Genomic DNA, 13,900 nt, shown 5'->3' with positions numbered 1-13,900 from the left:
CATCAAGCCGTATCGCTCGCCGCTTCACGCGCCCCCACCACCACGTCCTGCTGCTGGCGCTCCAAGCCGCCGTAGATGGCCTTGAGCAGCGGCCAGCGCTCGCAGACCTCGGTCACTACGGCATCCTGGCCAACCTCCTGATAATGGAAATCCTGGCGTTGGAGATGGGAACGCAAACGAGAAGTGTCTTGATGCATACAGTATGGATGAGTTTGCAGATTCGGCAGGCCATCGCTTCAAAGAGTTTGCACAGCCTCAATGAAAGCTGACCGGTCGACAATTCATGAGTAAACCGTTGATTGTAAGAAGGTAAATTAGACATGTAAATATATTTGAAATCTGTTGTATCAAAACACCCCCTAAAATAACACAGCTTAACAAAGGCTAATATTCAACAAAACTGCATTTGAGCTTTCCTGAAAAAGTCCTGAAAAGCCCTTGCTTGCAAACACAAAGTCATAAATTTCAATGACATACTCAATCGCAGAATTGATGCAGCATTTCGCGCTCGATGGCATCCAAGCCATTACGGCAAATTAAATGTCATTAAATTGCACTGCGTAAAATCACAAAAACAAGGCCGCCCTGACGGGCGGCCTGACAAACGGCTTGCGCGCCGTCGCTCAATGTGCAGACGACTGCGAAAACAGATTGATCACCACCACTCCGGCGATGATCAGCCCCATCCCGGCCATCGCGGCAAGGTCCAGCTTCTGCCCGTACAACAGCCAGGCGATCAGCGAAACCAGCACGATGCCAATGCCGGACCACAAGGCATAGGCGATGCCTACCGGGATATGGCGCAAAGTTTGCGACAGCAGGTAGAACGCCAGCAGATAGCCACCGGCAGTCAACAGCGACGGCCACAGGCGTGTAAAGCCATCAGATGCTTTCAAGGCGGAAGTAGCCACCACCTCCGACAGAATGGCCCCCATCAGGAACAACCATATCTTCATTCATCGCTCCACGGCGGCTGCAGCCAAACCACGCCGCGCCGCGAAGCGCGCGCGCAGATGGTCGTACAGCCAGTTGAATACATAGGTATACGGCAGGAAAAACACGAAGAAGCCCAGGTCCAGCAGCAAGGCCTGCCACCAGCCCACGCCCAGCCACCAGGCCGCCAGCGGCACCAGCATCACTACCAGTCCGCCCTCGAAGCCCAGCGCATGCAGGCTGCGCACCGCGGCACCGCGCCGCCATCCGAAACGGCGCTCCAACCGTTCGAACAGCGCGTTGAAAACCATATTCCACAGCATGGCGACCGTGGACATCATCAAGGCCAGCACGCCCATGTGCAATACACCCTCATCCATCGCCAACGATGCCAACGGCACCAGCAGCGCCATCGCGCACAGCTCGTACAGCATCGCGTGCAATACCCGCTCGCCAAGTGTCTTGTCCTTTGCATCCATGGACGGCTCCCTACTGTAAAAGTGCAATGCCTGCGATTATGATTGGATTTACGGATACTTTTAAAATATTAATGATCGGAAAATCCGATATGACCATTTCCATTGAGGCGCTGAGCGCCTTCGTCTTCGCCGCCGAGCTAGGCTCTTTCTCCGCCGCCGCGCGCCGGCTGGGCAAGAGCCAATCCACCATCAGCGAAGCCATCGCCAATCTGGAAATCGATCTGGCCAGCAGCCTGTTCGACCGCAGCCACCGCCAACCGCAGCTCACCGCGGCCGGCCGCTTGCTGCTGCCGCAAGCCAGGCAGATCATGGCCGCCAGCCAGACCCTGCTGTTGCAGGCCAACCAGTTGAGCGCGGGAGTGGAGGCCAGGCTCACGCTGGTGCTGTCCGACACCTTCCAGTCGCAGACGCTGAAAACCGTGGCCCGCCAACTGGAGCAGCGCTTCCCGCTGCTGGAACTGGAATGCCTGGTCGGCGAGCAGGAAGACGTGGTTGAACTGATCCTGTCCGGCCGCGCGCAACTGGGTTTCGTCAGCGCCATGGCGCACTATCCGCCGGACATCAGCCACCAGCGCCAGCCCGAAGCCAGCCAGCTGGCGCCGTATGCCGCCCATGGCCATCCGCTTGCCCGGCAAGACAGCGTTGGCGAGCTCGACCTGGCGCAACACCGGCAATTGCGACTCAACACCTACAGCGACAAGGCCCCGCCTTCGCCCGGCCAGCGGCATTGGTATGCCCCCAGTTACCTGATGCTGCTGGACATGGCGCGCATTGGCGCAGGCTGGGCCGAGCTGCCCTGCTGGCTGGTAAACAACTATGGCGGCGGAGAACTGAAACAGCTGGAGGTAGTCGATTGGCCCAAGCGGATTCCGGTGGACTTGGTATGGGCTGCGCGCCGCCCGCTGGGACAGGCCGCAGGGTGGCTGCTGAACCAGCTTGCGCAGTCCGCGCCGCCAGAGGGAGGCCGGCAAGCCAACGGCCAGCATAATCCAGGACGCTGATGCGAGCGCGCCGGCACATGACGCCAGCGCGGGTGCCGGATCCATATTCCGCTGGCGCCAACCCAGCTTCACACCCCGACCTTGCCTGACTTAAAGAACAGTCACAGGCTTGCTTTCTGCTTCCCCTACCTATCCTTGCCAAGTACACGGCAGCCCCACCTCCCCCCACTCCCGGAGAAGCATATGAGCAAGCCCATCGTAACCGTGAAGAACCACTCCAGCCGCGACATCTTCATCGACGGCGATCCCAACTGGGACGACCAGGTACTGTTGATCGACGGCCAGCCGCAAGAACGCATCTATCTGCTGGCTTCGGACCAGTCGGTCCAGATCAGTGTGGACTGGGATGGCCAGGGCAATGAGCTGATGATGGGGGTGATCTTCGCGGACGGTCCCGATTACGATTACGGCGGCGACGGCTTCTATCAGCTGTCGATCGGTCAAGAGCCGCGCAGCGGCAACCTAGGCGTGACCGATGGCGGCGGCGACGCCAAGGTGCAATACACGGTTGGCCAACAAACGCCATGGACCATGACCATGGATTTTATCGATCAATAAGCGGCGCCGCGCAATGAAAATGCCGCCCGCCGGAATCCGGCGGGCGGCATTGTTCTGACAAACCGTAAAAGCTATGCCGGCGCCAGCGCCGCGCTCCAACCCTGCGGAATCGCTCCCAGCAACTTCTTGGTGTAGCTGTCCTGCGGCGAACGGTAGATCACGTCCGCGTCCGCCTGCTCCACCACCTGCCCCTTGTTCATCACCAGCACCTGGTCCGAGATGTGCTTCACCACCGCCAGATCATGCGAAATGAACAGATAGGACAGCTTGAACTCGTCCTGCAGGTCCTGCAGCAAATTCAGCACCTGCGCCTGCACCGACACGTCCAAGGCCGACACCGATTCGTCGCAGATCAGCACTTCCGGCTTCAGCGTCAGGCAGCGCGCGATCGCGATACGCTGGCGCTGGCCGCCCGAGAACTCGTGCGGGTACTTGGCCAGCGCGCCCGCCGGCAGCCCCACCTTGTCCAGCAGCTCCTGCGCCAGCTTGCGCCGCCCGCCGCCATCCTGGCCGATACCGTGCAGCAACATCGGCTCGGTCAGGATCTGCTCCACCGTGAAGCGCGGGTTCAACGACGCGTACGGGTTCTGGAAGATGATCTGGATGCGCCGCTTGTAGGCGTGGAACGCCTTGGCGCTCATCCCCATCAGGTCCTGGCCGTGGAACAGCGCCTTGCCCGCCGTCGCCTGGTGCAGCCGCACCAGCGTCAGGCCCACCGTGGTCTTGCCGGAACCGGACTCGCCGACGATGCCCAGCGTCTTGCCGCGCGCCAGCTTGAACGACACGTCCTTCACCGCGTGGAACTGGCGCTTGCCGAACAGGCCTTCGCGGATGTCGAAGCTCTTGCACAGCCCTTGCACGTCCAGCACGATTTCGTCGCCGGCGGCATAGCCGCGTGTCCTTTCGGCCGGCTCCACATAGCCGCCCGGCCGCAGGAAGTCGTCGATCACCGCCAGCCGCTCGGGGCGGCGGTCCAGGTGCGGCCGGCACGACAGCAGCGCCTTGGTGTAGGCGTCCTGCGGGTTTTCGAAGATCTGCTTCACCGTGCCCTGCTCGCGGATTTCGCCGTGGCGCATCACGATCACTTCGTCGGCGAATTCGCCCACCACCCCCAGGTCGTGGGTGATGAACAGCACCGACATGCCGTGCTTCTTCTGCAGGTCGGCAATCAGTTGCAGGATCTGCTTCTGGATGGTGACGTCCAGCGCGGTGGTCGGCTCATCCGCAATCAGGAGCTTGGGTTCGCAGGCGATGGCGATGGCGATCATCACCCGCTGCTGCTGGCCGCCGGACAGCTCGTGCGGATAGGCCTTCACCCGCTTCTCCGGTTCCGGCAGACCCACTTCGCGCAGCAGCTCCACCGCGCGCTTCCACGCCGCGGAGCGCGACAGGCCGGCGTGCAGCGTCAGCGTCTCGACGATCTGCTCGCCGACGCTGAATACCGGATTGAGCGAACTCATCGGCTCCTGGAAGATCATCGCGATGTCCTTGCCGCGCAGCCGGCGCAGCTCCCCGCGCGACAATTGCAGCAGGTTGCGGCCCTGGAACAGCAGCTCGGACGCTGGGTCGATCTCGCTGGCCTGCGGCGGCAGCAGCTGCATGATGGCCATCGAGGTGACCGACTTGCCGGAGCCGGACTCGCCCACCAGCGCCACGGTGCGGTGGGCGGGAATGTCGAAGCTGACGCCCTTGAGCGCCTCGAAGCGGCCGCCGTCTTCCTGGCGGAAACTCACCCGCAGATTGCGGACCGACAGCAAAGTCTTGTTGTTGCTCATGGTGTGATCCTCACTTTACCTTCGGGTCCAGCGCGTCGCGCAGGGAATCGGTCAGCATGCTGAAGGCGGTCACCAGCAGCGACATGAACACCACCACCATCGCCAGTTGCCACCAGTAGCCCTGCAGCAGCTCTTCAGGCACTTCGGCCAGCATCGAACCCCAGCTCACCTGGCGCACATCCACGCCGAAGCCCAGGAAGGACAGGATCACCTCGTACTTGATCAGGCCCACCATCAGCAAGGAAAACTGCACCAGCAGCAAGTGGGAGATATTGGGCAGGATGTGCACGAACATCCTGCGCGCGCTGCTGGCGCCGATGGCGTCGGCGGCCTGGACGAACTCGCGCGAGCGCAGCTTGATGAACTCGGCGCGCACCAGGCGAAACACGCCGGTCCAGGTGGTCAGCGACAGCACCAGGATCACCGTGCCCAGGCCGCGCCCCGCCACCGCGGCGAAAGCCAGCAGCAGCAGCATGTCCGGCATGGCGGTGAACACGCTGTAGAACCACATCAGGAAATCGTCCGCCTTGCGGCCGAAGAAACCAGCGCAGGCCCCCAGCGAGGCGCCGATGACGATGGCCAGCAGGGAGCCGAAGAAGCCGACGAACAGCGAGGTTGAGGTGCCTTTGATCACCTTGTCCAGGATGTCGCGGCCGCGCTGGTCGGCGCCGAAGGTCAGCGATTCAGCTTTCTTCACCTCCGGCACCACGTACTTGTCGCGGTTCTTGCGGGCGATCTGGATTTCCGCCCAGATCGGGTCTTCGGACGGTTTCAAGCCTTCCAGCGCTACAGACGCGGCCTGCGGCTGAGGTTTGCCTGCCGCCTGCACCGCCTGCTGCTGATAGATGAAGGTCGGCGGCGCATAGGACTCGGCGATCTCGTCGTTCCAGCCGCGGCCGACCAAGCCCAGCCAACTGGCCAGCGCCAACAGCATGAAGGCGATGACTATCCACAAGGATGCGAAGCCGATGCGGTCGCGCTTCAGTCTTTGCCAGCCCAGTGCCCACAGGCTGCGGGATGGAGCGGCGGCCGGCGCGGAACCGGCGGTATTCTGCAATGTCGTCATTTGTCTCTCCCCCGCTCACTTCAGCTGAACGCGCGGGTCGATCCACTTGTAGAGGATGTCGGCCAGCAGGTTGAACGCCATGGCGGCGGCGGCGATGGTGATGGTGATGGCCTTGATCACCGGGAAGTCGCTCTTGTCCACAGCGTTGAGCAGCTCGTTGCCCATGCCGGGAATGCCGAAGAAGCGTTCCAGCAGCATCGAGCCCAGCATCAGGAAGGGCAGCGACATGGTGATGTTGGTCACCACCGGAATCAGCGCGTTGCGCAGCACGTGCTTGAATAGCACGCGCGACTCGGATAGGCCCTTGGCGCGCGCGGTGCGCACGTAATCGTGGTTCAGCTCCTCGACGATGAAGCTGCGGTAGAAGCGCACGCTGGGAGCCAGCGACACCAGCAGGCCCAGCAGCAGCGGCAAAGGCAGATAGACGAACAGATTGGCGACCATGCTGTCGTCGTCCCAGCCCATCACCGGGAACCAGTCCAGCGCGAAACCAAGCTGGTACTGGCCGACGATGATGTAGACCAAGGAACTGACCGACATCGCCACCGTGCAGATCAGGGTGACCATGCGGTCGGTCAGGCCGCCGCGGAAATAGGCCACCGCCACGGCGATGGGCAGCGCGGTGAAAAGCTCAAGCAGCAACAGGCTGCCAGCCAACATCAGCGACGGGCCAACGCGATTGGCCAGCGTATGCGTCACCGAGTGCTGGGTTGCCCAGGAGTTGCCGAAGTCGTAAGTCAGCACCTGCTTGACGAACAGCCAGAATTGCTCCGGCACGCTCTTGTCCAGACCCATCTGGGCGCGGAAATTGGCCATCATCTCCGGAGTCAACCGCTTGCCTTCCAGAATGAAGGTCGGGTCGCCGCCCACCCAGTTGAACAGCACGAACACCAGCAGCATGACACCCAGCATGGTGGGGATCATCTGCCAGAGACGGCGAATGACATATGCAAACATGATTTTCCCTTACTCAGGCAATTAGTGCGACGCGACGTCCACGTAGCGCCAGAAGCCGCCGAAAGTGGAAATGGGGTGGCGCTTGAAGCCACTAACGTAGCCTTGAGTCAGTTCGTTGTAGAAGCGGGTGACACCCAGCACATAGGGTTGCTGCGCCGCGACCAGCCGGTTCATCTTACCGTACAGAGCCAGGCGCTCTTCCCCATCCGGCAGAATCTGCGAAGCGTCATATAGCTTGTCGTAAGCAGCAACCTGATAGCCAGCCAGATTGCCCTGGCCAATCAAGCGCGAAGAAAAACTGGACACGAAATCGTCACCGTCCGGCGTCGAGGCGGACCCGCCCAGGCTCCACATCTGCAGTTTGTACGCATAAGCCGCCTTCAGGTTTTCGTTCCACTTTGCGGTTTTGAAACGCACGCGGATCTTGATACTGTCGAAAGCCTTTTGCCAGATCTCGTTGAACTGCTTGTCCAGGGCGGAAGACTGGGTGCCCTGCTCTATCACCAGCGGCTTGCCGTTGGGTTGGGTGCGGTAACCGTCCGGTCCAATCTTGTAGCCGAATTCGTCCAGCAACGCATTGGCGGTGGCCGGATCATATCCAACTTGCCCCTGGAAATGCGGATCGAAGCCCACCATGCCCATAGGAACCAGTCCCTGCAGCGGGATCGCCTGGTTGCCATACAAAAGCGGGATCACTTCCTTCTTCAACGGGTAGGCCAGCGCAATGGCACGGCGCAACGCGACTTTTTCCTTGCGGTAACCGCCGATGACCGGGTCTTTCAGGTTGAAATAGGCATAGGTGACATCCAAACCGAGCGTATGGCTGAGGCGGATGTTGCGCTTGGCCAGCACTGGTCGCAGCGTGGTGTCGTAGGGGTCGGTCGGATTGATGTTCAAAGCCGACTTCATCGCCGACTTCGGCACGACGATCCAGTCCAATTGCCTGTTCATAAAGGAGAGCCAGCGCGGCTGATCTTCCTCGATAATGCGAATCTCAACCCTGCCCACCTGAGGTAGGGTCTTACCTTTCAGCGCCTGGTAGATTTCCGCGTCGCCGGGCTCACTGCCGGGCAATCCGTCGAAAACGGTCTTGCGGAAACCTGGATTGGCGACCAGCACGATGCGGCTGCCCGGCTTCCACTCCTTCAACATGAACGGACCGGTGCCAACCGGGTGGGACAGGGTGTCCTTGGCGTAGGCTTCTATCACTTCGCGCGCCACCGCACCGGAATCTTTGGCTGCGATGGTGTACAGGAAGCCGAAGTTGGGCTTTTTCAATACGATACGCAGGGTGTAACGGTCCAGCACCTGCAGGCCGGAAATCGGCGCATCGTAATCGAACTTGCCGGTCTTGGCTGCGACCTTCCCTGCTTCTTCCAAGCCAGTGATGAAGTCAGTGTAAGACGCGCCGCTGGGAGCATTGTTCAGCGGGTCGGCGAAGCGCTTGAAGGTGTAGGCGTAATCCGCCGCAGTCAATTCCCGTTTCTTACCCTTGAACACGGGATCATCGGCAAAGTAAATGCCGGGCTTGACCTTGAAGGTGAATACCTTGCCGTCGGCCGACACCTCCGGCATTGCGCTGGCGGTATTGGGCACTACTTTCAGCGGCCGGGCCAGGTAGTCGTAGGTCAGCAGGCCATCGAAGATATTCTCCCCGACAGCCATGGAATAGACATCGTGCACTTTGACCATGTCAAAGCCGGTTTCAGGCGCGGAGAACGCCACCCTCAGCACTTTGCCCGGATCCGCCGCCTGAGCATGCGGCATGAGCGCGGCGCCCAGCGCCAGCATGGGCAGCCATTTCAGGTGCTTCATATTAGTTTTATCTCCTTCGTAGCGCAGGAACCGTGTTCGGCTCCCATCTTCTTGTCGCCGCCCAGAGGGCTGCATACAGCAGCCATGAGCGACGCGAATGAATGTAAAGCCAATATGCCAGGCAAATCAACAAAAAATTATCAAGTCGGCATCAATAAAATTCAAATAGGAAAACCATGCCCTCAGGCAGCGCTGCGGCAGGCTCGGTCGTACCAGCGCTGAGGCAGCCAGCGCCGCAGAAACCAGTAGAGCTTGGTGGGAAAGGTCACCCGGTAGCGGGCCTTCGGATGAGAACTGGTAATGGCTCTCCATACCGCTTCTGCCACTGCGCTGGCTGGCAGGGTGAACGGCGCGGCGTGGCCTTCTTTTTTCAGCCGCGCCAGTTGCTGCTGATAGGCTTCGCGGTGGAAGCTGCCCTCTATATCGACATTCTTCAGGAAGCGCTGCAGCGCGTTGGGGCGGAAGCGGCTTTTTATCGGCCCCGGCTCCACTAGCGAAACATGGATGTCGGTGCCGTATAGTTCATGGCGCAGCGTGTCGCACAGGCCTTCCATCGCGAACTTGCTGGCGTTGTAAGCGCCGCGCCAGCGCATGGCGGCGAAACCCAAGATGGAGCTGTTGAACACGATGCGGCCATGGCCTTGGGCGCGCATCACCCTCAACACAGCGTTGGTCAGCTCCCACGGGCCGAACAGATTGGTCTCGAACTGCTCGCGCATGGTCTGGCGGCTGATATCCTCCACCGCCCCCGGCTGGCCAAAGCCGGCATTATTGAACAGCGCGTCCAGCCGTCCCCCGGTCTGCGCCAATACGCTGGCCAGCGCCGCCTGGATCGAAGCGGCATCGTCGACATCCAGCTGCAGGCTTTCCAGGCCCTCAGCGCGCAAACGCGCCGCGTCTTCCGCCGTGCGGCAACTGGCGAACACCCGCCAACCGCGTTGCCGCAACAGTTTCGCGCTATGGTAGCCAATGCCGCTGGAGCAGCCGGTGATCAGGATGGTACCTTGGGTATCGGGCATGGAAAAACCTCTTGCGATAGACAAGCGCCCCACCCTACACCAATCATTCGGATGCCGGAATCCGCAACATGACAAACATCTGACAGCGCTACTGTCGTTTTGCCGTGGAATTGGACTAGAATGTCGGCCTGACACGCACGAGGAAGACCGCCATGGCAAAAGCCGCCAAAGCGCCCGCCAGTTTCGAGAGCGCGCTGACCCAGTTGGAGGACATCATCCAGGCGATGGACAGCGGCGACATGCCGCTGGAGACAGCCTTGGCCTCCTACAAGCAAGGCACCGAATTGATCAAGTTCTGCCAGGGCAAGTTGGCCGACGCGGAACAGCAGCTGAAAATCCTGGAAAATAATGAACTGAAGGCGCTGGATCTGCCCAATGGCCAATGAAACCTTCATCGGCTGGATGACCGCCATCCAGCAGCAAATGGAAACGGCGCTGGAGCGCCTGCTGCCGGCCGCCGATTGCGCGCCGCAGCGCCTGCACCAGGCGATGCGCTACGCCACGCTGGAAGGCGGCAAGCGAGTGCGTCCGCTGCTGGCCTTCGCCGCCGGCGAACTGGTGGACGCCAAGCCGGACAACCTGGCCCGCATCGGCGCTGCGCTGGAGATGATCCACTCCTATTCGCTGGTGCACGACGACATGCCCTGCATGGACAACGACGTGCTGCGCCGCGGCAAGCCCACCTGTCACGTCGCCTTTGACGAAGCCACCGCCTTGCTGGTGGGCGACGCGTTGCAGACCCGCGCCTTCGAACTGATTTCCCAGCCGATGGCCGGCGTCGCCGTCGCCAGCCAGCTGGAAATGACACATACGCTGGCACATGCGTCCGGCCACGCCGGCATGGCCGGCGGCCAGGCGATAGACTTGGCCAGCGTCGGCTTGCCGCTGAGCATGCCGGAGCTGGAGTTCATGCACATGCTGAAAACCGGCGCGCTGATTCGCGCATCGGTGCTGATGGGCGCCATGGCCGGCCGCGAACTGTCCGCCGCGGAAAAGCAGGCGCTGGACGCCTTCGCCAAACGCATCGGCTTGGCCTTCCAGGTGGTGGACGACATCCTGGACTGCGAAGCCGACACCGCCACGCTGGGCAAGACCGCCGGCAAGGACGCCGCCCACGACAAGCCCACCTACGTCAGCCTGCTGGGGCTGCCCGAGGCCAAACGGATGGCGAAAGATTTGCACGATCAGGCCTTTGCCGCGCTGCAGGGCTTCGGCCCGCAAGCCGACCGCCTGAAGCAGCTGGCCGACTACATCGTCGCCCGCTCGTTTTGAACCGCTCGTCTTGAATTCAATCGAACCAGGGCGGCCCACCGCCCGGCGAGCCATACCACGCAGACCCACACAATGTATCCGCTGCTAGAAAACATCAACAGCCCTGCCGACCTGCGGCAGCTGTCCCGCAACCAGCTGCCGCAGCTGGCGCGCGAACTGCGCGAATTCCTGGTGGAAACCGTCAGCAAGACCGGCGGCCACTTCGCGTCCAATCTGGGCAGCATCGAGCTGACCGTCGCGTTGCATTACGTGTTCGACACCCCGCACGACCGGCTGGTGTGGGACGTGGGCCACCAGACCTACCCGCACAAGATCCTGACCGGCCGCCGCGAGCGCATGGGCAGCATGCGCCAGCACGGCGGCCTGGCCGGCTTCCCCAAGCGCGACGAGTCGGAATACGACACCTTCGGCGTCGGCCATTCGTCCACCTCCATCGGCGCCGCGCTGGGCATGGCGGTGGCGGCCAAGACCCTGGGCATCGCCCGCAAGAGCGTGGCCATCATCGGCGACGGCGCGATGACAGCTGGCCAGGCGTTCGAAGCGCTGAACAACGCCGGCGCGATGGACACCGACCTCTTGGTGGTGCTGAACGACAACGACATGTCGATTTCGCCCAATGTCGGCGCGCTCAACAACTACCTGGCCAAGCTGATGTCCGGCCGCTTCTACGCGGCGATGCGCGAAGGCTCCAGCAAGGTGCTGGGCATCGCCCCGCCGTTGAAGGAGATCGCCAGCAAGGTGGAGGAGCACGTCAAGGGCTTCTTCACCCCAGGCACGCTGTTCGAGGAGTTCGGCTTCAACTACATCGGCCCGATAGACGGCCACGACGTGGACGTGCTGGTGGACACGCTGAAGAACATCAAGAACCTCAAGGGCCCGCAATTCCTGCACATCGTCACCAAGAAAGGCCACGGCTACAAGCTGGCCGAAAACGACCCGGTCAAATACCACGGCGTCACCAAGTTCGACCCGGCCAACGGCCTCGCCGGCGGCAAGAGCGGCGGCAAGCCGCAATACACCCAGGTATTCGGCGACTGGCTGTGCGACATGGCCAAGCTGGACCAGCGGCTGGTAGGCATCACTCCGGCGATGCGCGAGGGCTCCGGCATGGTGCGATTCGAGCAAGAACACCCGGACCGCTACTACGACGTGGCCATCGCCGAACAGCACGCGGTGACCTTTGCCGCCGGCATGGCCTGCGACGGCGTCAAGCCGGTGGTGGCGATCTACTCCACCTTCCTGCAGCGCGGCTACGATCAGTTGATCCACGACGTGGCGCTGCAAAACCTGCCGGTGATGTTCGCGATAGACCGCGCCGGCCTGGTGGGCGCGGACGGCCCCACCCACGCCGGCTCATTCGACCTCAGCTACCTGCGCTGCATTCCCAATATGCTGGTGGCGGCGCCGTCGGACGAGAACGAATGCCGCCAGCTGCTGTACACCGCCTTCCTGCACAACGGTCCCAGCGCCGTGCGCTACCCGCGCGGCACCGGTCCGGGCGTGGAAATCCAGCAGCAGATGCAGGCTCTGCCCATCGGCAAGGGCATGCTGCGCCGCGAGGGCCGGAAAATCGCCATCCTGGCCTTCGGCAGCATGGTGGCCCCGGCTCTGGCCGCCGCCGAGGCGCTGGATGCATCGGTCGCCGACATGCGCTTCGTCAAGCCGCTGGACGTGGAACTGATCAAAAAGCTGGCCGAAAGCCACGAGTTGATCGTCACCGTGGAGGAAAACGTGGTGATGGGCGGCGCCGGCTCGGCCTGCGTCGAGGCGCTGCAGGCGCTGCGGCTGAACGTGCCTGTGCTGCAACTGGGCCTGCCGGACGACTACGTCGAACATGGCGATCCGGCCCTGCTGCTGTCGTTGTGCGGCCTGGATGCCCCCGGCATCGAAGCCAGCATCCGCGGGCGCCTGGCAGGCTGATGGCCTCGCTGCCGCTGCCTCGCCTGGAAACCAGGCTGAAACTGCACGCCGGCACGGCGCTGTCGCTAGGCAGCGCCGTGCTGTTCAGCTGCTTGTGGCGCGGCCTGGACTTGCACGGCCTCTTGCCGCGCCAGGGCGAGGAGTGGCTGGCGTGGGCGGTGTTCTTCTGGCCACTCTACCGCACCGTGCGCCACATCCTGCAGCGGCCGCGCCAGCGCCAGCTGGGCGACCTGATCGGCCTCTACATCGGCCTGGTGCTGCAGTTTGCCGTGGTGTACTACCTGTTCGCGCTGCTGCTGACCCGGGGCAACGCCTTCCACGGCATGACCGCGCTGTACGATGGCCACGGCGGTTTCCTGCCCGGCTTCTACCGCAACGCCGCCATGCTGTTTCTGGACTGCTTCCACCTGTCGATCGCCACCGCCGCCACCGTCGGCTATGGCGACATGTATCCCACCTACTGGCCGATCCGTTTGCTGGCCGATCTGCAGATCGTCCTCACCACCGCGCTGGTGATCATAGGCTTCGGCCGCCACTTCTCGGGACACGGCCACCCCTCCGGCGTCAACGGCTAATCCGCCCGCTCCGGCTGGCGGATATAGATCAGGCTGATCACGATGAAGCTGATGAAGGCGTAAGCCTTCATCTGGCCGTTCCACTTGTTGGCCCACATGGCGAAATACTCGCCGCCCACCACCGCGAAGCCGAAGTACCACACCAGGATGGCCAACAGCGCGCCCAGCGTGAACAGGCTCTTGCTCCAGCGCAGGCAGCCCGTGCCTGCCGCGGCCGCCGCCAGACCCGTGCCGCCCGCCGCGCACAGCAGGCCGCAGGCCAGCTCCCCGGCGATAATGGCAAGATAAGCCAGCCGCTGCCAAAACGGGTCGGTCACCGCCCGCCCCTGCACAACCGCGTCGTCGAACCACGGCTCCATGCTGTCCATCGCCAGCACATGGCGGACGAACTGCCAGTTGGACTGGTAGTCGATGATATTGCCGATGGCCGCCAGCAAGCCGAACGCGCCGATGGACAGCGCCAGCGCGCCCTTGCACAGGTACTGGATGCGCAGGTGGATATTGCAACTGGTTTGGCTCATGATTTCTTC

General features: G+C 62.3%; 15 protein-coding genes. 6 read left to right on the top strand and 9 right to left on the bottom strand.

Annotated features, from left to right (window positions below; all coding sequences use genetic code 11):
• Window positions 1–2 precede the first annotated feature (2 nt).
• From bcsR to BI347_RS21900, 3 genes are all read right to left on the bottom strand, one after another.
• Window positions 3–176 carry a BcsR/BcsP family cellulose biosynthesis protein gene (bcsR, locus tag BI347_RS23145; RefSeq protein WP_158020840.1) on the bottom strand — a complete coding sequence of 58 codons (174 nt, stop codon included), beginning with the start codon at window positions 174–176 and terminating at the stop codon, window positions 3–5.
• A gap of 447 nt (window positions 177–623) precedes the next feature.
• Window positions 624–956 (bottom strand): SMR family transporter, encoded by a 333-nt coding sequence (locus BI347_RS21905; RefSeq protein ID WP_071113018.1) that lies wholly within the window; start codon window positions 954–956, stop codon window positions 624–626.
• Complete coding sequence (locus tag BI347_RS21900) at window positions 957–1,412, bottom strand: multidrug/biocide efflux PACE transporter (protein WP_071117095.1); 456 nt, start codon at window positions 1,410–1,412, stop codon at window positions 957–959.
• A gap of 89 nt (window positions 1,413–1,501) precedes the next feature.
• Between BI347_RS21900 and BI347_RS21895 the strand changes: the two genes are divergently transcribed.
• Together BI347_RS21895 and BI347_RS21890 are read left to right on the top strand one after the other, a co-directional pair.
• The gene (locus tag BI347_RS21895; RefSeq protein WP_071113020.1) at window positions 1,502–2,413 is read left to right on the top strand and encodes a LysR family transcriptional regulator; all 912 of its coding nucleotides are present in this window, start codon (window positions 1,502–1,504) and stop codon (window positions 2,411–2,413) included.
• A gap of 183 nt (window positions 2,414–2,596) precedes the next feature.
• Complete coding sequence (locus BI347_RS21890) at window positions 2,597–2,971, top strand: hypothetical protein (RefSeq protein ID WP_071113021.1); 375 nt, start codon at window positions 2,597–2,599, stop codon at window positions 2,969–2,971.
• Between the two features lie 71 nt (window positions 2,972–3,042).
• On the opposite strand, the gene BI347_RS21885 is transcribed toward BI347_RS21890, so the two are convergent.
• The 5 genes from BI347_RS21885 to BI347_RS21865 all read right to left on the bottom strand — a co-directional run bounded on the left by BI347_RS21885 (window position 3,043) and on the right by BI347_RS21865 (window position 9,603).
• Window positions 3,043–4,746, bottom strand: coding sequence for an ABC transporter ATP-binding protein (locus BI347_RS21885; protein WP_071117094.1), 1,704 nt, complete (start codon window positions 4,744–4,746; stop codon window positions 3,043–3,045).
• A 10-nt stretch (window positions 4,747–4,756) separates the two neighbouring features.
• Entirely contained in the window at window positions 4,757–5,812 is a 1,056-nt protein-coding gene (locus tag BI347_RS21880) for an ABC transporter permease (RefSeq protein ID WP_071117093.1), read from the bottom strand.
• 15 nt (window positions 5,813–5,827) lie between these two features.
• Entirely contained in the window at window positions 5,828–6,769 is a 942-nt protein-coding gene (locus BI347_RS21875; protein WP_071113024.1) for an ABC transporter permease, read from the bottom strand.
• Window positions 6,770–6,790: 21 nt separating this feature from the next.
• Window positions 6,791–8,659: an ABC transporter substrate-binding protein gene (locus tag BI347_RS21870; RefSeq protein ID WP_239690979.1), complete on the bottom strand. Its 1,869-nt coding sequence runs from the start codon at window positions 8,657–8,659 to the stop codon at window positions 6,791–6,793.
• Between the two features lie 107 nt (window positions 8,660–8,766).
• A complete protein-coding gene (locus tag BI347_RS21865; RefSeq protein WP_071113026.1) occupies window positions 8,767–9,603 on the bottom strand; it encodes an SDR family NAD(P)-dependent oxidoreductase in 837 nt (278 codons plus the stop codon).
• A gap of 152 nt (window positions 9,604–9,755) precedes the next feature.
• Between BI347_RS21865 and BI347_RS21860 the strand changes: the two genes are divergently transcribed.
• The 4 genes from BI347_RS21860 to BI347_RS21845 all read left to right on the top strand — a co-directional run bounded on the left by BI347_RS21860 (window position 9,756) and on the right by BI347_RS21845 (window position 13,370).
• Window positions 9,756–9,989 (top strand): exodeoxyribonuclease VII small subunit, encoded by a 234-nt coding sequence (locus tag BI347_RS21860; RefSeq protein WP_071117092.1) that lies wholly within the window; start codon window positions 9,756–9,758, stop codon window positions 9,987–9,989.
• Window positions 9,979–10,875: a polyprenyl synthetase family protein gene (locus tag BI347_RS21855; protein WP_071117091.1), complete on the top strand. Its 897-nt coding sequence runs from the start codon at window positions 9,979–9,981 to the stop codon at window positions 10,873–10,875. The genes BI347_RS21860 and BI347_RS21855 overlap by 11 nt, the downstream gene beginning before the upstream one ends.
• Before the next feature lie 72 nt (window positions 10,876–10,947).
• A complete protein-coding gene (gene dxs, locus BI347_RS21850) occupies window positions 10,948–12,795 on the top strand; it encodes a 1-deoxy-D-xylulose-5-phosphate synthase (protein WP_071117090.1) in 1,848 nt (615 codons plus the stop codon).
• Window positions 12,795–13,370, top strand: coding sequence for an ion channel (locus BI347_RS21845; RefSeq protein ID WP_071117089.1), 576 nt, complete (start codon window positions 12,795–12,797; stop codon window positions 13,368–13,370). The genes dxs and BI347_RS21845 overlap by 1 nt, the downstream gene beginning before the upstream one ends.
• On the opposite strand, the gene BI347_RS21840 is transcribed toward BI347_RS21845, so the two are convergent.
• On the bottom strand, window positions 13,367–13,891 hold the full coding sequence (locus tag BI347_RS21840; RefSeq protein WP_071117088.1) for a DUF2165 family protein: 525 nt from the start codon (window positions 13,889–13,891) through the stop codon (window positions 13,367–13,369). The two genes, BI347_RS21845 and BI347_RS21840, sit on opposite strands and share 4 nt — an antisense overlap.
• Window positions 13,892–13,900 lie beyond the last annotated feature (9 nt).

This window comes from Chromobacterium sphagni (assembly GCF_001855575.1).
GTDB classification, from domain to species: domain Bacteria; phylum Pseudomonadota; class Gammaproteobacteria; order Burkholderiales; family Chromobacteriaceae; genus Chromobacterium; species Chromobacterium sphagni.
This window is presented reverse-complemented; position numbering and strand designations above follow the sequence as displayed.